At 46.8% G+C, this 17,962-nt stretch carries 14 protein-coding genes; 3 read left to right on the forward strand and 11 right to left on the reverse strand.

The window, feature by feature from the left end; genetic code table 11:
• The first annotated feature begins 9 nt into the window (after nt 1–9).
• Nucleotides 10–777 carry an outer membrane lipoprotein-sorting protein gene (locus tag V1L52_RS08820; RefSeq protein WP_428768857.1) on the forward strand — a complete coding sequence of 256 codons (768 nt, stop codon included), beginning with the start codon at nt 10–12 and terminating at the stop codon, nt 775–777.
• An 82-nt stretch (nt 778–859) separates the two neighbouring features.
• Nucleotides 860–2,314 carry a hypothetical protein gene (locus tag V1L52_RS08825; protein ID WP_428771816.1) on the forward strand — a complete coding sequence of 485 codons (1,455 nt, stop codon included), beginning with the start codon at nt 860–862 and terminating at the stop codon, nt 2,312–2,314.
• A 99-nt stretch (nt 2,315–2,413) separates the two neighbouring features.
• On the opposite strand, the gene V1L52_RS08830 is transcribed toward V1L52_RS08825, so the two are convergent.
• From V1L52_RS08830 to V1L52_RS08845, 4 genes are all read right to left on the reverse strand, one after another.
• A complete protein-coding gene (locus V1L52_RS08830; RefSeq protein WP_428768859.1) occupies nt 2,414–3,595 on the reverse strand; it encodes a leucine-rich repeat domain-containing protein in 1,182 nt (393 codons plus the stop codon).
• A 751-nt stretch (nt 3,596–4,346) separates the two neighbouring features.
• Nucleotides 4,347–7,058 carry an FAD-dependent oxidoreductase gene (locus V1L52_RS08835; RefSeq protein WP_428768861.1) on the reverse strand — a complete coding sequence of 904 codons (2,712 nt, stop codon included), beginning with the start codon at nt 7,056–7,058 and terminating at the stop codon, nt 4,347–4,349.
• A 34-nt stretch (nt 7,059–7,092) separates the two neighbouring features.
• Nucleotides 7,093–7,764: a hydrogenase nickel incorporation protein HypB gene (gene hypB / locus V1L52_RS08840; protein WP_428768863.1), complete on the reverse strand. Its 672-nt coding sequence runs from the start codon at nt 7,762–7,764 to the stop codon at nt 7,093–7,095.
• A 40-nt stretch (nt 7,765–7,804) separates the two neighbouring features.
• Entirely contained in the window at nt 7,805–8,452 is a 648-nt protein-coding gene (locus tag V1L52_RS08845) for a TetR/AcrR family transcriptional regulator (RefSeq protein ID WP_428768865.1), read from the reverse strand.
• Nucleotides 8,453–8,642: 190 nt separating this feature from the next.
• Here V1L52_RS08845 and V1L52_RS08850 point away from each other — a divergent pair, with 190 nt between their 5' ends.
• Nucleotides 8,643–9,629, forward strand: coding sequence for a DUF5692 family protein (locus V1L52_RS08850; protein WP_428768867.1), 987 nt, complete (start codon nt 8,643–8,645; stop codon nt 9,627–9,629).
• 81 nt (nt 9,630–9,710) lie between these two features.
• On the opposite strand, the gene V1L52_RS08855 is transcribed toward V1L52_RS08850, so the two are convergent.
• Genes V1L52_RS08855 through V1L52_RS08885 form a run of 7 tightly spaced genes read right to left on the reverse strand, consistent with a single transcriptional unit; the run spans nt 9,711 to nt 17,959 of the window.
• Nucleotides 9,711–12,272, reverse strand: coding sequence for an ATP-dependent Clp protease ATP-binding subunit (locus tag V1L52_RS08855; protein WP_428768869.1), 2,562 nt, complete (start codon nt 12,270–12,272; stop codon nt 9,711–9,713).
• A 15-nt stretch (nt 12,273–12,287) separates the two neighbouring features.
• Nucleotides 12,288–13,394: a hypothetical protein gene (locus tag V1L52_RS08860; protein WP_428768871.1), complete on the reverse strand. Its 1,107-nt coding sequence runs from the start codon at nt 13,392–13,394 to the stop codon at nt 12,288–12,290.
• Nucleotides 13,387–13,899, reverse strand: a complete 513-nt coding sequence (locus tag V1L52_RS08865; protein WP_428768873.1) for a UvrB/UvrC motif-containing protein — start codon at nt 13,897–13,899, stop codon at nt 13,387–13,389. Before V1L52_RS08865 ends, V1L52_RS08860 begins: the two co-directional genes overlap by 8 nt.
• Nucleotides 13,900–13,908: 9 nt before the next feature.
• Entirely contained in the window at nt 13,909–15,270 is a 1,362-nt protein-coding gene (locus tag V1L52_RS08870) for an ABC transporter permease (protein WP_428768875.1), read from the reverse strand.
• Entirely contained in the window at nt 15,260–15,958 is a 699-nt protein-coding gene (locus V1L52_RS08875) for an ABC transporter ATP-binding protein (protein ID WP_428768877.1), read from the reverse strand. The genes V1L52_RS08870 and V1L52_RS08875 overlap by 11 nt, the downstream gene beginning before the upstream one ends.
• On the reverse strand, nt 15,951–17,237 hold the full coding sequence (locus V1L52_RS08880) for an ABC transporter permease (protein WP_428768879.1): 1,287 nt from the start codon (nt 17,235–17,237) through the stop codon (nt 15,951–15,953). The genes V1L52_RS08875 and V1L52_RS08880 overlap by 8 nt, the downstream gene beginning before the upstream one ends.
• Nucleotides 17,234–17,959 carry a hypothetical protein gene (locus tag V1L52_RS08885; protein ID WP_428768880.1) on the reverse strand — a complete coding sequence of 242 codons (726 nt, stop codon included), beginning with the start codon at nt 17,957–17,959 and terminating at the stop codon, nt 17,234–17,236. The genes V1L52_RS08880 and V1L52_RS08885 overlap by 4 nt, the downstream gene beginning before the upstream one ends.
• Nucleotides 17,960–17,962: the final 3 nt, after the last annotated feature.

Below are 17,962 nucleotides of genomic sequence, written 5' to 3' on the forward strand. Positions count from 1 at the left end.
ATAGGAGTAATGATGAACATTATATTCAAAAAAACACTGATTGTATTTTGTGCTCTTTTGTGCGCAATGCTTGCCTTTACCCAAGTGCCCGATACCGAAACGATGTACGGCATTATGGATAAAGCGTTTTTTAACAACAACTTTTTGGAAGATTTTACCTGTACCCTTTCGTTCATTATCGAAAAGCCGAACGAACCCAAAGAGGCCGCCCAATTCAAATTGTTCCGGCGCGACGTAAAAGACCAAACCTGCCTGGTGCAAATCGCCCCCGAAGCGGATAAGGGTGTCGGCTACCTTCAGGAAAAAAACAACCTCTGGGCATACGACCCCATATCGCGCAGTTTTACCCACTCGTCCCTTAAACGCAATTTGGCAAACAGCGACGCTAAAATGTCCGATGTAAACAAAAAGGAAAAATTTAAAGATTCGTGGGAAATCATCAAAATAGAAGAAAGCAAGCTCGGTAAATTCGATGTATACGCGGTAACCGCCAAAGCCCTCGATAAAGACGCTTCTTACGCACAGGAAAAGTTTTTTGTGAGAAAAGACGAAGGCCTGATTTTAAAAGTGGAAAGCTACGGGGCAAGCGGACGCCACATGAGAACCACCCTTGTTCCCAAATATGCAAAGGTAAACGGGGTGCCCCTTCCCGTCCATCAAATCCACATAAACGAATTGGTAAAGGGAGAAAAAACAACCCAGATTTTTGCGGATTTCGACAATTCGAAAATCCCCGACGTCGTTTTTACAAAAGCCTATTTGGAGAAAATAAACTGATATGAAAAAATCATTGCGTTTACCGCCGGCCTTTTTTTTACCGGCAATCCTTTTGTTATTGCCCGTTTTTGCCCCCCGCAGCATGCCTGTTTTACGGGGCGGCTTGTATGCACAGGAAGCAAGCGAAAGCGCTTCTTTGGAAGACGAATTGTTCGGAGGCGACGAAGAACTTTTCGTATCGCCCGATGAAGCGCAAAGCTCATCGGGTCAAGCGGATTCGGATTCGTCAACAAGCGGCCGGCCGCTTAAATTTCAAGCCGATTTACAAAAGGCTATGCTTTCGCTTGAAGGCGAAAAACTCCGTATCGGCGGTTCGCTCGATTCGTCTTTAAAATTGAGCTGTAACTGGGCGGAACCCTATGAACCCAAGCCCGATTCTACCTTAAAAACAACTTTAAACGCGAACCTTTTTTTTGATGCGCGTCCGGTCGAAAACTTAAAGCTTTACGGCAAATTCAGCTTCGGTTTTCCCTTTGAAAAAACTTTAGGGGGAGTAGTGAATATTCCGAAAACTTTGCTCCCGCTGGGAGTACAACCTGCGTTTCCGAACGGTGCACTCGTTCCCATCGGTGTAAACGGCGCGGTAAATATTTCCATCCGTGAATTGTATACCGATTTTTCGCTTAAAGATATTGCCTTTTTCCGTTTCGGAAAACACGCGGTAAAATGGGGCACGGGTTATTTTTACAGCCCTGCGGATATTATCAACCTTTCACGGATTGACCCGCAGGACCCTGAAGCCGATAAAGAAGGCCCCCTGTCGCTGCGCACGCACATTGTAATTCCCGGAACCCAGCACAACCTGTGGTTTTATCTGTTACCGCCTACGGACAGCAGCTTTAAAACCGAAAACACGGCTTTGGCGGCAAAGGCGGAATTCGTGTTCGGAAACTGGGAATGGGGAATCGGCGGCCGCTACAGGTATGAGCAAGCGCCGAAACTGGTTACAACCCTGTCGGGAAGCATTGCGGGAAAGGTTGCCGTATTTGCAGAAGGTATTTTTGCATGGGGAAGCGATTACACGTATTACAAAAACGGCGACTATAACAGCACATACACGGAAAAAAACAAAGCCTTTTTTCAGGCAACGGCCGGAGCTTCGTACAGCAATGCCAAAACGCACACAAGCATTGCGGCCCAGTATTTTTACAACGGTCCGGGCTATAAAAACACAAAGGAAGTACAGGCAATTCTTACCGACACTGTCCGTAAGGTACGCGAGGGAATACCCGTTTCGCCCGAACTTCAAAAAGCTGCACAAAATATCAGCTCGATGGGGAACATCGGGCAGCACTACATTGCCTGTACGCTTTCTCAAAACAAAATAGGAACGGAAAAAGTAAGAGCGCACCTTTTTCAGCAATTCGCCGTTTCCGAACTTCAGGGCATGAGTGTTTTGACTTTTTCGTGGAACCCGAACCGCCTTATCGGTTTCAGCGCAGGTCCGAACTTTATCTATCCTTTAAGTCCCGAATCGCAGGTAAAAAGCAGCGCAGGTTTAAGTTTAAGCGTGAAGATGGGCGGCGGAAAGTTTTAAGGATTAAGAGGGAGAACCATACATAATCGGTTTTACGCTCTGCGTAAAACCGATTATCAAAACCGAACGGAACGTAAAGACAGGTATCATGCAGCCTTTTTACGGAACTTCCGTTATTTGGCCTACCGCAACACCGCTTGCAGTCAGTTTTTCTTTTACACCGCTGCCCGATTTAACCTTATACGTTGCCGCCGTACAGTCTGAAAAAGCACCGTTACCGATTGAGTCAAGCGGCGGTGTAGTACAGGATGAAAAATCAAAATTGCTTACATTCTTGCAGCGGCTAAAAGCAGAGCCGCCTATCTTTTTAAGACTTGAAGGAAACTTCACTTGCGTCAACCCCGTACAGTTTCTAAAAACCAAGGGGGCTATTTCTTCAAGTCCTTCAGAAAGAGTAAGGATAGGCGATGCCGGCTTCGGAATAGTGCATAACAGCTTTTTTTTATCCGCAGTGTAAACGATATTGCTTTCAACCCATAAATGCGTACTTGCAGAATTCACCGTAAGGCTTGCAAGTTTTGTACAGCCGTAAAAAGCGGAACCTGAGATTGTTTGAAGATTTTTAGGTAATTGTACGTTCTCCAGTGCGATACAATAGCCGAAAGCAAAATCTTCAATCGCAGTAAGACTTGAAGGAAGATTTACCTGTATCAGTTTTTCACAACGGTTAAATGCATTGGAAGCAATAGTTTCAACAGTTTCGGGAAGGGTTACGGTCGTACTGCCGGCACAAGCGCAGACAAGCTCGGTTTTACCGGTTTTATATACAAGATTGTTTTCACTTTCAAAAACGGTATTATGTTCATGAACCGCAAGAGAGTTAAGGCCCGTACAGCCGCCGAAGGCACCCAAACCGAGTGTATTGAGTTTTTCGGGCAAAACTATTTCGGGGATGTTTTTACAGCCGTAAAAAGCATAGTTTTCTACGGTTGTAAGCTTTACAGGCAAGTTCAATTCCGTCAATCCCATACAGCCTATAAAGGCATTTTCTCTTATCGCAGTAAGGCTGGCAGGAAACTTTACTTGAGTCAAACCCGTGCACTGCTTAAAGGCGTCTTTAGCTATTTCGGTAATACCGTCGGGGATTTCCAATACGCCTGTAGGTTTTTCTCCCCTATATCCCTTAAGGACGGTACCCTCAATGATTAAGTTGGGATCCGGCCCGCTTTGCGTTCCTCCCGGCGGCCCGCCGTCTATCTTTTGCGGGCAGCCGGTAAACAAAATTGCGCAAAACAACACAAGAGCCGGCGCAATCACACAGATTTTTTTTACGGTTTTCATTCTATCCTCCTAATTTAACCGAATGTATATCATTGTCTATACTCCGCCGCTTTTCGGGCACGGGGAAACACAAACAGAACCTGCACTTTGCCCCTGTACGGGAATAAAAGCGGAAACAACAGTGTGTTGTAAAAAAACGGGATATGGTTATGTGAATTTTGAACGCTGTATGTTCTGCATAAAAGCGAGCGGCTCAGCGGGCGGCTCAGCGAGCTTTTAGAAAAAGATAAACATCTTCGGGAATATGAGTTATAAAAGCCGTATGCCCTGCGAGTTTGCGGAACCGCAAACTCGTCGCGCGTCAGTGCGCGCAGCGCACTGACGCGCAGGTATAGGGTATAGGGTATCGGGTATCGGGTATCGGGTATCGGGTATCGGGTATCGGGTATCGGGTATCGGGTATCGGGTATCGGGTATCGGGTATCGGGTATCGGGTATCGAAGGGCATTATACGGCACGCCCTTTTTGTGTCAAGAGCTTTTTTCGGAAAAATGCACTTTTTTTGTAAAAATGCGCAGAAGTTAATACGCCGTGCAGCCTTCATAAAAAGAGTATAGCAGAGAACAAAAAAATCGGCAAGGGAAAAAAAAGATATGCACTTTTTTAATATTTTATGATATGCGGTATACATAAAAGACGGAAAAATTATGATGTATAAGCGCTTTTTGAACGGCCGCTTTTGCATTCCCCTGCGGTTTAGATACCGCAGAGAATGCAAAACTACGGGGTATCCGTAAGTCTGTCCAATCCGCTAGACCTTTGACGGCCTGTTTTTTCCCTTATCGGGCGACAAAACGGATTCGACAAAACGCAGCGGTTTTTTTGCGGTAATAACCAATTTGCGCTTTATCGCATGTTTTACAACCGAGGGGCGTAAATCCTTTAACTCGACGGCTCCCCTATCGTATTTTTTAACGAGGGAAATCGCGTCGAATTTACAGCGGGTTACGCACTGGCCGCAGCCGACGCATATATATTCGTCGGTAACGGTCGCGCCGCAGCCCAAACAGCGTTCCGTTTCTTTTTTGATTTGCTCTTCGGTAAAAACGCCGCGCGTATCTTTAAACCTGCTTGAAGAAGCCGTTTCTGCGGGCTTTTGCCTGGGCAAGCGGTCGTAGCCTTCAAGCTTTAAGTTTTCTTTGTCAAGCGGGCGGTAATCGCGCTTAATGCGTCCTAAAACCAAACTTTGACCGGGCTGCACAAAGCGGTGAATCGAAACCGCCCCTTCCTTTCCGACCGCAATGGCGTCAATAGCGAATTTCGGGCCGGTTAAAGCATCGCCGCCTGCAAAGATATCGCTTTCAGCCGTTTGGAAGGTTTGCGCATCGGCTTTGACGGTATTGTTGCGGTTTAATTCGACCTTGCTTCCCTTAAGCAAATCGCCCCACTCTATCGCCTGTCCGACGGACAAAAGCACAAAATCGGCTTTAACCGTTTTCGTTTGATTTTCGTCGAATACGGGATTAAATCGCTTGTCTTTATCGAAAACCGAAACGCATTTTTTAAACTCGACTCCCGCAACGCGGCCGTTTTCGACGATAATGCGTTTAGGCCCCCATGAGTTATTGATTGCAATATGCTCGGCAAAGGCTTCTTCGATTTCTTCTTCGAGGGCGGGCATTTCTTCGCGGCTTTCGAGGCAATACATATCCGTTTCATCCGCACCGACACGGACTGCGGTACGGGCAACGTCTATGGCGACGTTTCCGCCGCCGATAACGATAACCGTACCGTTTAATTTTAAATCGGAACCCGAATTGACTTTGCGTAAAAAGTCAACGCCGGTCATAACGCCTTCGGCGTCTTCGCCTTCTATATTCAGTTTACGGCCGCCCTGCGCCCCGATTCCGAGGAAAAAGGCTTTGTATCCTTGAGAGCGCAGTTCGTCAAGCGTTATATCCGTTCCCACATTCGTATTTGTCTTGAATTCGACTCCCAATTCACGCAAAATATCGATTTCCGCATCCACAACCTTTTTTTCAAGGCGGAATTCGGGAATACCGAGGGTAAGCATACCGCCGAGACGGTTTTCTTTTTCAAAAACGGTTACCGAGTAGCCTTCAACCGCAAGATAGTACGCGCACGAAAGACCGGCAGGGCCTGCACCGATAACGGCGATTTTTTTATCGCTGTAATCATGCTTTTTGCGCGGAACAAAGCGGTGTTCGGTATTCATATCCTGTTCGGCGATAAACTTTTTAATATCGTCTATTGCAATGGGCTCGTCAAGATCGCCTCTCGTACATGCCGATTCGCAATAGCGCGGACACACGCGCCCGCATACCGCCGGAAAGGGATTTTCAAATTTGATAAGCTCCAATGCTTCTTTGTATTTTCCCTGTGAAGCAAGCTTTATATAGCCTTGAATACCGATATGTGCGGGGCATTCGGCCTTACAGGGGCTCGAACCGCCTTCTTCGGCAACCTTCGCATTGGTACGGTAATCGGTGTTCCAATCGGCAGGCCCCCATTCGCGGTCGCGGGGAGTCGGCGTTTTTTTCTTTTTAACGGGATTGACCGTACACAGCTTTTGACCGACCTTGAGGGCGTTTACGGGGCAATGTTCTACGCATTCGCCGCAGGCAACGCACTTATCTTTATCGACATGCGACACATAGTTTGAACGCACCATATCGTTGTTGTAAAACATCGTTGCGGTACGAAGAGAAAAGCATGAACAACCGCAGCAGTTGCAAATAGCATGTGTTTTACCCGGCCCGTCCGTATTCGGAATCTGGTGCATTAAGCCGTTTTCTTCGGCGCGCTTGATAATTTCAAAAGCTTCTTCGCGCGTAATTTGCCGTCCGCGTCCCGTTCTTATATAGTATTCGGCGGCGTGCCCCAGTTGAATGCACATATCTTCTTTTAAGTGGCCGCAGCCCTCCCCCATAATTTCGCGGGCGGTACGGCACGAACAATCGGAAACCGAAAACAAATCGTTTTCGTTAAGATACATCGAAACTTCTTCATAAGAGGCGCGCCTCGTTTCTCCGGAAATCGAATGTTCAATCGGAATAACGCGCATTAAGCCCATACCGACGGGAAACAAGCCTGCGGTTTTAGGCCCGCGCACCCGGCCGTATGCTTCAAAAGCTTCGGCTATTTGCGGATATTTTCTCACGTTTTCTTTATGGTTAACCATCATTTCCATAACGCCGGGAATCCACAAATCGAGCCAATACTTATCCGTACCGTCGATTTTATTTATAAAGCATGCGCCGCAGTCGGCCAACTCCCACAGCAGTTTTGAAACCTCTTCTACGGGCTTTCCCGATAATAAAGCAACTTCTTCTGCGCTTTTGGGTTTGCGCAGCTCAAGAAACATCCCCACATCGGCCATTTCGTTCGATACGACCGGCTCCAAAATTCTGTATTCGGGATCGGTTTCGGTAATCGCGCCCTTTGCGCCCCTTTTCGTCCTGTTGATATGATTGGCAAAATCCAATACCCGTTCTTTTACCATAATTGTGTCTCCTTTTTGTTTAACCTATAATCCTTTAATCCTTTTGCCATAAGCGGATTTCCGTCCGTAAATAATCCGCCCATGTATCGATTCCCTCACCGGTTTTTGCCGAAACCGGAATAATCTTTGCATCGGGATTGAGCCGCTTAATATGTCCTTTAAAAACATCCATATTGAAATTGAAAAATTCGGCTGCGTCGATTTTATTGACAAGGATAACATCTACAACCTTAAACATAAGCGGATATTTTAAAGGTTTGTCGTCGCCTTCGGGAACGCTTAAAATCATTGCGCTTTTTACCGCCCCCGTATCGAATTCGGCCGTACAGATAAGGTTTCCTATATTTTCCAAAACAACCAAATCCAGTCCCGAAGCGCCCAGTTCATCCAAGCCCTGTTTTGTCATATCGGCGGTTAAGTGGCACATACCGCCCGAATGCACTTGAATAACCTTTGCGCCCGTAGAAGCGATTGTGTGTGCGTCGACGTCCGAATCGAGGTCGGCTTCTATAATGCCGATTTTCATTTCGTCTTTAAGCGCTTCTATCGTGCGCATCAACGTCGTGGTTTTTCCCGAACCCGGCGACGACATTAAATTTAGTAAAAAAACCTTGTCTTTTTTTAAGTCGCTGCGCAGCGCATCCGCACGTTTTTCGTTGCTTTCATACACGCTTTTTTTAATTTCGATAACCTTGAATTTTTCCATAAAACTCCCCGCCGTTTCATACGGCTTTTATACAATTATGTTACGGTTTTTCCGCATATGTATCTTCAATACCGAAAACGGCCGCAACAAGCTTTGAACCGCTTTCCTTCATACCGAAAAGGCGCGCACAGTTAAAAGCAAGGGATTTCATCTTTTGGATACGTTCTTCGTTCGACAATTCGATAATATCTCCGTGCATAACCGTGCTTATGTACGAAACAATCATTTCCAAGCTTTCATACGGATATTCGGTTGCAAAAACTCCTTCTGCAATACCGTCTTTTATAACGGATGTCAGTACCGAAGGAATTCCGCGCAATAAGACTGCCTGAATTTTACGGTGCATAAGCGCGTTTTGCGGCTTGTGAATATGCTCAATAAGAGGGGCGTATCGGCCGCCGAAATCCAAGGCAATAAGAGCTTCCAATAAGCGTTTGTAAGCGGAAAGCGATGTATCCGAAGCGGCTTTTTCGGCATCCGAAAGCATTTTTTGCGTTATGCGGCCGATTATGCCGTCAAGGATTTCTTCTTTTGATCTAAAGTGATAATAAAGAGTGCCGCGGGCAATGCCGCATTTTTCAAGGATTGCGTTTGTAGAAGTATTATCGTAGCCGTTGGTAAAAAACAGTTGTTGCGCCGCATCCAGAATTTCATTTTTTCTTATATCGGCATCTTTTATCGTTCTCACACTTTTTTCCTTGTGAAGAGTTTCCGCTATTAGACCGTCAGTCGGTCTAATAAGAAAAGAGTAACGGACTTTCAGATAAAAGTCAAGCGGAAAAACGGTTTTTTATGAAAAATAATTGACAATTTCATTGCTTAGGTTTACAATAAAAAATATCGATATTTTTTTACATTTTATCAGGTAGGAGTTCTGTATGTTTGCATTTAATTATGCGGCAGGAGCAAGCGCACCTGCGGTTATCGCCGTATGGGTGCTCGTGCTTGTGTCATTGTACGTTTTGAACGAGATTTCACGCCGCTCAAAACTGACCGGTTTTTTGTTTTTTTTCGTGCTTCCGGCTGTCCTGTCGGTGTTATGGTTTACGGTACTGAAAGATAAAACTTATTTGGATTGGTTCCATTTGGTAAAGGTATACTCTGCTACGGCAGGCTGTATAGGCTTTTGGTGTATCCGCTTTTTAAAAGGCAAAAACAAACAAACGGGTACGGAATGGAAACTCAGCGAAAACAAATGGGCGCTGTGTTTTCCGCCGCTCATTTTGTCCATCAATATTTTGGAAGCCGTTGCCCGCGATTTTCAGGTGGGCATTCAGTATTCAATGCCCGGAGGCGGTATGCTTGCCGACGAAGCTATGCACGTTATCGGCGGTTCGTGGAACTATATGAACGGTATTGCAGGTCTTTTGAACATCGTTACGATTACCGGCTGGTTCGGAATCGTGCTTCGCAAAAAAACAAAAAGCGATACGAGCAAGGATATGCTTTGGCCGGATATGCTGTGGTTTTGGATTATCGCCTATGACGTATGGAATTTCGCTTATACATACAACTGCCTTCCCGGTCATTCGTGGTACTGCGGTTTAGCCCTGCTGATAGCTCCGACTGCCTGTGCATTCACTTTGGGTAAGGGCGCATGGCTTCAGCACCGCGCACAAACCTTGGCATTGTGGTGTATGTTTGCGCAAACCTTCCCCCTCTTTTTGGACGAAGGCCGCTTTGCCGTACAGTCAACATATAATGAAACGATTTATTTTATAATAAGCCTTGCGGCTCTTTTAATAAATGCCGCGGTGTTTGTTTATATGATTTATAAAATGAAAAAAACAAAGCGCAATCCTTACAAAGCCGAACTGTATACCGATTTGGAGGCATACAAAACGGTAAAGGCTCTTGCCGAATAAAATTAACTGCGTTCGGGGCTGCTGAAAATCCGTTATTTTCGACGGCCCTGAGCCTCACTCGGTTTTTTGCTCCGCAGGCGGCTATAAAGGCCGGGCGGCGCTCACATTATTTTCTACTGCCGAAGGTTCGGCTGTACTGTGAACAGGGGCTGTTTTCCGCTTTTTTACGCGAAGATGCAAAACATCTCCCGCCTTAAGTTTTTTACAATCGATTAAAACGGTGTCGCCGGTTTTACACTCGCCTGCTATTATTTTCGATGCCAGAGCATCCTCTATTTCACGCTGAATAAGACGGCGCATGGGCCGTGCTCCGAAAGCGGGTTCGTATCCGTGCTCGATAAAATAAGAGCGTGCCTTGGACATAAGTTCGATATCAATCCCCTGTTCCGCCAAGCGGCCTGCAAGTTCCTCTATTTGCATGTCCAAAACCTGAGACACTTGCTGCGATGAAAGCGGCGTAAATACGACCGTATCGTCTATACGGTTTAAAAGTTCGGGGTTTAATATTTGTTTTAATTCATTCAAAGCGTCGGCTTTGATGTTCGTGTAATCCATAATCTCTTTATTTGACGTGTTAAAGCCCAAGCGGTTTTCGTTCGATATACGGCGCACCCCCGCATTACTGGTCATAATAATCAGGGTGTTTTTAAAATTGATATTGCGGCCGGAACTGTCGCGCAGTTCTCCTTCTTCCAAAATCTGTAAAAGCAAATTGAATACGTCGGGATGGGCTTTTTCTATTTCATCGAGGAGTACAACGGAATAGGGATTTTGCCTGACCTTTTCGGTAAGAAAACCGCCGTCTTCGTAACCGACGTAGCCGGGAGGAGCTCCGACAAGGCGGCTTGCATTATGTTTTTCCATATAGTCGCTCATATCCACGCGGATAAGGGCTTCTTCGGTGCCGAATAAAAAGCGCGCCAAAGTTTTTGCCAAAAGGGTTTTTCCTACCCCCGTGGGTCCTAAAAAGATAAAAGAGCCGAGCGGGCGCCGAACCGATGAAACTCCGGTGCGTGCACGGCGGACGGCGGAACATACGGCACTCACCGCTTCTTCCTGACCTACAACCGAAAGATGAAGTTCCGCCTCCATATTCAATAAACGCGATGTTTCGGATGAACTCAGCTGTTCAACCGGAATACCGGTTATATCGGCGACAACGGAACACACATCTTCAATATGCACCGTATGCCGGTCATCGGGGGACTGCCATTGCTTTCCCAATACATCGAGATGACGGCGTAAAGCCTGCACTTCATCGCGAATTTTTGCCGCTCCTTCGTAGTTTTGCTCCTGAACCATAAGCTGCTTTTCTTCGGTTAAGGCGGCTATGCGCTTTTCTATTTCCGCAAGCTCTGCAGGGCGCGAATCGTCGCGGATTTTTTTCATTGCGCCGGTTTCATCCAAAAGGTCGATGGCCTTGTCCGGCAAAAAGCGCTCGGTAATGTAACGCTGGGAAAATCGTACAATGGCTTCGGTAACACCCTCGCCGTAGCGTATGCCGTGAAAATCTTCGTAGCGCGCCTTTATGCCGTCAAGAATTGCCCGGGCCTCCTCATCGCCGGGCTCTTCAACCGATACGATTTGAAAACGCCGTTCAAGGGCGGCGTCGCGTTCAAAATATCTGCGGTATTCTTTTAAAGTAGTGGCCCCTATACACTGCAATTCTCCGCGCGAAAGAGCCGGCTTTATCATATTTGAAGCGTCCATCGTTCCTTCTCCGCTTCCCGCCCCGATTATCGTATGCAGTTCATCGATAAACAAAATAATGTTTTTCGCTTCGCGGATTTCCTTCATAATACCTTTAAGGCGCTCTTCAAATTCACCGCGGTACTTGGTTCCGGCAATAACCAGAGCAAGGTCAAGGGTTAAAAGCCGTTTTCCGATAAGGCCGGAAGGCACCCTGCCTTCAACTATGGCGGCCGCCAAACCTTCCACTATGGCGGTTTTTCCGACTCCCGGCTCGCCTACGAGGATGGGATTGTTTTTTCCGCGGCGGGACAATATTTGAATAACCCGCCGTATTTCGGTTTCGCGCCCGACGACGGGATCGGTTTCGCCGTTTTTTGCCGCCTCGGTTAAATCGCGGCTGAATTCTTTTAACAACGAAGCTTGCTGTTGAGTTTGCTTTCCGTGCGGAAACTGCGCAGGCCTTATATTTCCCGCAGGAGCTTTCGGAGTATTTCCGTAGGCCGAAGAGGAAAGCTGCATGGAAGCCGCTTCAACCGCATTTCGTACCGTATCCAGCGTTAAAGAGTTGCGCTGAAAAAAAGCGCGGCACACGCTTTCTTCTTCCCGAACGGCGGCCAATAAGAGGTGTTCGGTTCCTATATAGTCGCGGCGCAAAGAGCGCGACTCAATGGCGGCAATATCCAAAAGCGTTTTTAAGCGGCGCGAGGGCGGTATTTCATCACGCACTTGAGAGGAGGATTGCATGGGTATATGCTGTTCAAGGACGAGCTGAAAACCGAGCATATTGACTTTTAAATATTGGAGAACGGCAAAGGCAAGGCCGGAAGCGCTTTTTATAAGCGCAAGCAAAACATGCTCGGGTAAAAGCTGTTCGGCTCCCGAGCGTCTTCCTTCTTCCTGAGCAAAAACCGTCAATAATTTATAAGCCCGCGGCGAAAGTCCCTTTGTCATATAAAACTCCTGATATTAGGCGCAAATTCCGATTTGCTCCAACGACTCCTGCATAATCAGCGAGCGAAGCCGCATAAGCTGAAGCCCGCCGGTGTTTATGTCCGCTTCAAACTTAAAATGCTGATTGCGGTTGATAAATTCAATATGTGCGTCCTTTGTGCGGTATACCAAAGAAAAAAGAACCGAATTTTCCAATCCCTCGAGGATTCCGGTATCTATACCCCATTTTATGCGGAACAGCATTTCCAGAGATTCACGCTCCGATAACAAGCGGCTGTACTTTACCGCAGCGAGCGCCTTATATACAAAATCGCGCAGGGCCGTCGGTTTATTATCGGTAATTTTTCGTCTGGACGTTCGTTCGGCTTCAATAAGAATATAAACGGCTTTTTTTAATTCTTCAATTTGCTCGGCTTCGCTTCCGGTAAAACAGCGCGAAGAACTTATTTCGTAGCAGCTTCCCAAGGCGGGTAAAAACGAATCCTCGTAATTCAAAGCATAACCGAAACAGGGGCGGACGTTAAAGCCTTTTTTTTCCGTATCCGCAATCAAAGAACTCAGTTCCCGTGTATCGTGATTTAGAAAACTCAACGAGGGTAAATGCAAAAACAGCGAAAGTTTCATACCCGTTCCCGTATTCTTAAGGGAAGAGGTTAAATATCCGAATTCAACCGAGGCGGCAAACTGTACGATGTTTTGCAAAGCATCGTCCACCTGCTTGAGTTCGGTGAATACGGTTTCGGTATCCAAACCGGCACCGAAACAGGAAAGACGCACGTGGTCTTCGGCATTGACGGCGCACACAAGCTTACCGTCGGTGCGAACGACGATGCCCGCAACGGGATTTGTCGTTTCCGAAGGAGTAAGTACGCCGCGTTCCTGCAAAATGCGTTTACCCAAACCGTCCAGTTTTTTAACGCTTAAAGCCTGATAACGTTCCGGATGCTCTATGCGCGAAAAAGCGTCGAACACAAGGGTTTGGATACGCTCTCCGTCATCGCAGTTAAACCGCAGCGGAAAGGGGAAATTAACGAAGTTGCGGGCAAAACGGATACGTGTGGAAAGCACTACATCGTTTTCATCGCCCGCAAGGTTGTACCAAGCTTCTCCCGTTTCATTCATGGAAAACCTCTGCGGGAAAATCGTCGCCTCCGGTTACGGCGGGGGTTTCAAGGGCTTTTAAAAAATCCCTGTATTTTGCGGCCTTTTCGTAATCTTCGTTTTCAATCGATGCCTGCAATTTTGTTTGAATCGCTATGCGATCGGTTAAAATCGAGCGGAAGTAGGCAAGCTTTTTCGGCATTGAGCCGGTATAGGGAAGTTCCGCCCCGCCTTTTTGAAGCAGAGAACGGATTTCGTTTTGAAAGGCCGCATAACATTCGGGACAGCCGACATTGCCGGTTTTCCGTATATCATCGATACTGCGGCCGCACACGGAACATACCTTGCGCTCGGGGGCAAAGCCGTTTACCAGATTTTGAAGATTTATGCCTATATTTTCGGACGAAGAATCCACCCCCTGCTCGGCCGCACATTGTTCACATATATGAATCTCTTTTTTACCGGATGCCGTCACCTGCTGTACGAAAATAACCGCTTTACGGCTGCCGCATAAATCACAAAGCATCGTTATACCTCATGTTTTCCTTAAAATATCGAGGGGCCTTTCTTTTCCCGCACGCAAAGCCGGAAAGACGGAAACGGCCGCCGATAACAAAAGAGTTCCGGCAGCGATTACAAAGATTTCCGTAAAAGCAATATGTACCGGGACCCGTTGTAAATAATAGGCCGGATCAAGTAAATGTACCGGACTGTAGAGATTTCCCTCACGTATAAGATACCACAGTTTTAAAATAAAGTTAACGGCATTTTCGCCGAATCCTATGATTTCGTTGCATTTAACCGCAGCTGCAAGCCCGAGAGGAAGACCGATTGCAAGGCCGCACGCTCCGGTCAATATTCCCACAGTTAAAAAAGCCGCCCCTATACCCGAAGAAGATGCTCCCATACTTTTTAATACGGCGATTTCTCTTTTGCGCTCCATAACAACCATAATCAGGGCGGATGAAACATTTACCGACGCGATAAGAACGATTAAAAACATAATCAAAATCAACAGTATCTTTGTTGAAGCATAATTTTCGTATTGGGCGGAATTTATATCGCTCCAGCGGTACAGGCTAAATCCGGAAGGAAGCAAAGATAAAGTGCTGCGGTATGCTTCCTGCAAACGATCGGAAAAGGGAAAATCGGTTTCAATACCGATTGTAATTTGAGATGAAGCCTCGGTAAGAAAATCAAACCCCGTTTTAAGGGGCAAAAACACCCATAAGGCATCTATCTCCTGATAACCGGATGAAACGATGCCGGAAACCGTACAGCTGAGCATCTTGGGAACGATTTTTACACGGCCCGCCTCATGCCCTTGCACGCGCTCTTGTGCGCTTGGGTACACGCCGGTGCCGGCGGTAATAAGGCGCAGGGTATCTCCTGTTTTAAGATTCAGTTTATCCGCTATACCCTTTCCGATGACGGCGCTTTTTGCAGAAGGAAAGGCGGCTTCTCCCGATAAAACTTCTATGTAGGTTTGAAAAGCCCTATTTGAGGTAAAAATATCCGTAGGAACGGCACGAACGAGGGCTCCGCTTCTCGTACCGCCGGCGACTGCAAGGGCCGTACCTTGGCGCTCGATAAACGCCTGCCCCCCGCTCGGAATTTCCAAGGATGAGGCAAACTCCCGTAAATCATCGGATAATCCGCCGTTTTCAAAAAACTCTACAGGGACGACGGCTTGTAAATGGTAGGTTCCCAAACCTATCATGCGCTCGGTAATACCTTCTATCATACCTTCGGCTACAACCAAAACGACAATCAGAGGAACCAAGCTTAAAGCTATACCGAAGGCCGCCCCGAAAAGGCTTTTTCGCCCGTTTGACGAGCTTGTGCGGTTAGGCTTTAAAATGCGCAGGGCGTATAAAAACGAAGCTCTAAAATTCATTGACGAGACGGCCCTCTTTTATGCGAAAACACTCGTCGGCCCTGTCGGTTAAAGACATATCGTGGGTTACCATCACGAGGGTTTTGCGGTATTTTTCAACAACCGAAAAAAGCAAACCGCCGACCAGGCGCGCATTTTCAGGGTCAAGATTTCCCGTAGGCTCATCGGCTAAAATCAATTCGGGATCCGCAATTAAAGAACGGGCTACGGCCGCTCTTTGACGCTCGCCGCCCGAAAGCTGGGAAGGAAGGTGGTACATACGATTTTCCAAACCCACATCGGCAAGCAATTCGACCGCCCGCTCTTTGGCTTCTTTTTTGGAAACTCCCTTCATATAAAGCGGCAAAAACACGTTTTCGAGGGCCGTAAAATCCTTTAACAAATAATGAAACTGAAAAACAAGGCCTAAAACGCAGGCGCGGTATTCGGCGGCCCGGTTTTCGTCCAAACTTGAAACGTCATAATCCCCTACCCGCACGGTTCCGGCAGAGGGCGTATCCAAGGCTCCGATAATATTGAGCAGGGTACTTTTACCGCTTCCGCTTTCGCCCAAAATCAGGGTTTTGCTTGCGCGTTTGACCGTCATATTCAAATCCGAAAAAACAGTCAGATTTTCGCCCGTTTCCCTGTATGTTTTTTCGAGTCCGCTTATATAAATCAGATTTTCCGCCGATTCGTTTTTATTCATAACGAAGTACCTCCGCAATCGAAAGCGTTAAAATATGTTTGCTTGCCGCATATGAAGACACAAGGGCCGACAATATGCCGAAAAGCGTTATAACGGCGGTTTCGCCGAAAAACATCCGTGCGGGAATTTGCGCATAAAACATAAACATCGAATTTTCGGTTAAAAACGCAAGAGAGGCGGGATTAAACAAAAAAGCAAGGGCGTACTGTATATAATACATGGTTTTTGAAATAATAAAAAAAACGCTTTCCATACGGACGCTGATAAGCATGCCTAAAAGAAGGCCCGGAACGGCGCCTCCCAAGCCGATTAAAAGCCCCTGCATAAGAAAAACCGCCTGTATATGGAAAGGCTTGGCACCCAGCGCCGATAAAACCGATATTTCTTCACGCCGCTCGAATATCATACGGCGCATTGCATTGAAGATGTTGACGGCAACAACTACAAAAATAATAAAAACAAGCATCATCAATACGTTTTTTTCCGTCTTTAATGCGCCGAAAAATGATTTATTATACGTCCGCCAGGAGGCGGCACGGATATTCGGCAGGGCTTTTTGCAAAGAGCGTATAAATCTTCCGTCCTGCCGAGTTTTGTACAATTTTATGCCGTAACAAAGGGGAGAAACGGAAAGTTTTTTTGCCGTATCGAGGGAAAAAAACATAAAGCTTGCATTTATATCGGAATACGCACATGAAAAAATCCCCGAAACGGTAAAAACACGGCTTGCGGACAAAAGATCCGTATCCGAAGAACCTGAAAGCGCAAGGAGGTTAACCCTGTCTCCGACACCGACACCCAGGATACGAGCCAATCGGGAACCGATAACGACCCGGCCGCCGCTTAAATCGAAGCGGCCCGCAAACAAAGTGATTTGCCGCGCAAAGCCCTCGTCCCTTTCCAATATATTTTCGGGAACAAAGCGTATAAAGGCCGCTTCCTGACGGCCGCTTTTTCCGACGCTTAAAGCCTGGGCTTCGGCAAAGGGAGAAAAACTGCGTACCGAGGGATTGTTTTTCAAGAAATCGGCCAAGGCGGCCGTTTCCGTCTGCGATACCGGAAAAGAGCGGATATGAAACGAGCTCAGTTCCAAAATGCTTTCTATGTAGCCGCTTTGAAAACCGTTCATAACCGCCATAACGACAATGAGGGTCATAACGCCGAAGGCTATACCCGCCGAAGCGAGAAATGAGGTAAGGGCATTTTTTCCCCTTCCGTCCACGCGGGCAAACCGGCGCGAAACGAATAAAATCCATGCACCCGTATTCGCAATCTTCATAAACTGCGCTCCCGTTTTTTTACACCGTTTTCATAGATTGTTTCCAAAACGGGCATTTCATTTTTATAACGGGTAAGAATGCGTACACCGTCCGGGAAAAAAACGGTTTCTTCCCAATCGGAGTCGGAGGAATAAATCCTCTGCCGTATTTTATCGGCCCCGCGATAATAAAACTCATCGGCTCGCGAACGGCCCTCGGCATAACGGTATTCTTTTTTTTCGCTTTGTCGGCCTTTTTGAAGCGGTTTTTCATCTTTTTGCGCATAGTCGGAATATTCGATGCGTTCTTCAATTATGCGCTTATTATCATCATAACGGAACGTTTCGGTAGAAAAAAGACGGGATTTTTTTTCGGCACCCGGGACGTAAATTTCACGTTTTAAAGGAAGCCCCTCATCCGTAAAACTTTCGTGTATAATGCGCTCTTTTTCATTATCCGAGGTAACGGCGGTTTTCGGATAGGGCGAGTCTTCCGCATAACTGTAATCGGTAAGCGATAGAGGTTCGGCCATCGATTCTTTCCACACACTTTTTTGTATAAGGCGGCCCAGAGAATCGAATTTTTTTTGTACAAAAACACCCTCAGCTGCGCGCAAAGTACGGCTGTTCACCGCATCGGTAAAAAAATATTCCTTATTTTCAAAAAAACGCCGTAAGCCGCCGCTTTCAAAGGCCGCCGTATCCCGGGTAAAAGCGCTTGTCATGCCTGCAAAAAGCGCCAAAAA

Source organism: Treponema sp. HNW (assembly GCF_050320395.1).
Lineage (GTDB): Bacteria > Spirochaetota > Spirochaetia > Treponematales > Treponemataceae > Treponema_C.

What these genes read in the sequence shown, in the direction of transcription:
- V1L52_RS08820 (WP_428768857.1), top strand. Translation starts at nt 10, where the DNA reads ATGATGAACATTATATTCAAAAAAACACTGATTGTATTTTGTGCTCTT.
- V1L52_RS08825 (WP_428771816.1), top strand. Translation starts at nt 860, where the DNA reads ATGCCTGTTTTACGGGGCGGCTTGTATGCACAGGAAGCAAGCGAAAGC.
- V1L52_RS08830 (WP_428768859.1), bottom strand. Translation starts at nt 3,595, where the DNA reads ATGAAAACCGTAAAAAAAATCTGTGTGATTGCGCCGGCTCTTGTGTTG.
- V1L52_RS08870 (WP_428768875.1), bottom strand. Translation starts at nt 15,270, where the DNA reads ATGAATTTTAGAGCTTCGTTTTTATACGCCCTGCGCATTTTAAAGCCT.
- V1L52_RS08880 (WP_428768879.1), bottom strand. Translation starts at nt 17,237, where the DNA reads ATGAAGATTGCGAATACGGGTGCATGGATTTTATTCGTTTCGCGCCGG.
- V1L52_RS08835 (WP_428768861.1), bottom strand. Translation starts at nt 7,058, where the DNA reads ATGGTAAAAGAACGGGTATTGGATTTTGCCAATCATATCAACAGGACG.
- V1L52_RS08855 (WP_428768869.1), bottom strand. Translation starts at nt 12,272, where the DNA reads ATGACAAAGGGACTTTCGCCGCGGGCTTATAAATTATTGACGGTTTTT.
- V1L52_RS08875 (WP_428768877.1), bottom strand. Translation starts at nt 15,958, where the DNA reads ATGAATAAAAACGAATCGGCGGAAAATCTGATTTATATAAGCGGACTC.
- V1L52_RS08850 (WP_428768867.1), top strand. Translation starts at nt 8,643, where the DNA reads ATGTTTGCATTTAATTATGCGGCAGGAGCAAGCGCACCTGCGGTTATC.
- hypB (WP_428768863.1), bottom strand. Translation starts at nt 7,764, where the DNA reads ATGGAAAAATTCAAGGTTATCGAAATTAAAAAAAGCGTGTATGAAAGC.
- V1L52_RS08860 (WP_428768871.1), bottom strand. Translation starts at nt 13,394, where the DNA reads ATGAATGAAACGGGAGAAGCTTGGTACAACCTTGCGGGCGATGAAAAC.
- V1L52_RS08865 (WP_428768873.1), bottom strand. Translation starts at nt 13,899, where the DNA reads ATGCTTTGTGATTTATGCGGCAGCCGTAAAGCGGTTATTTTCGTACAG.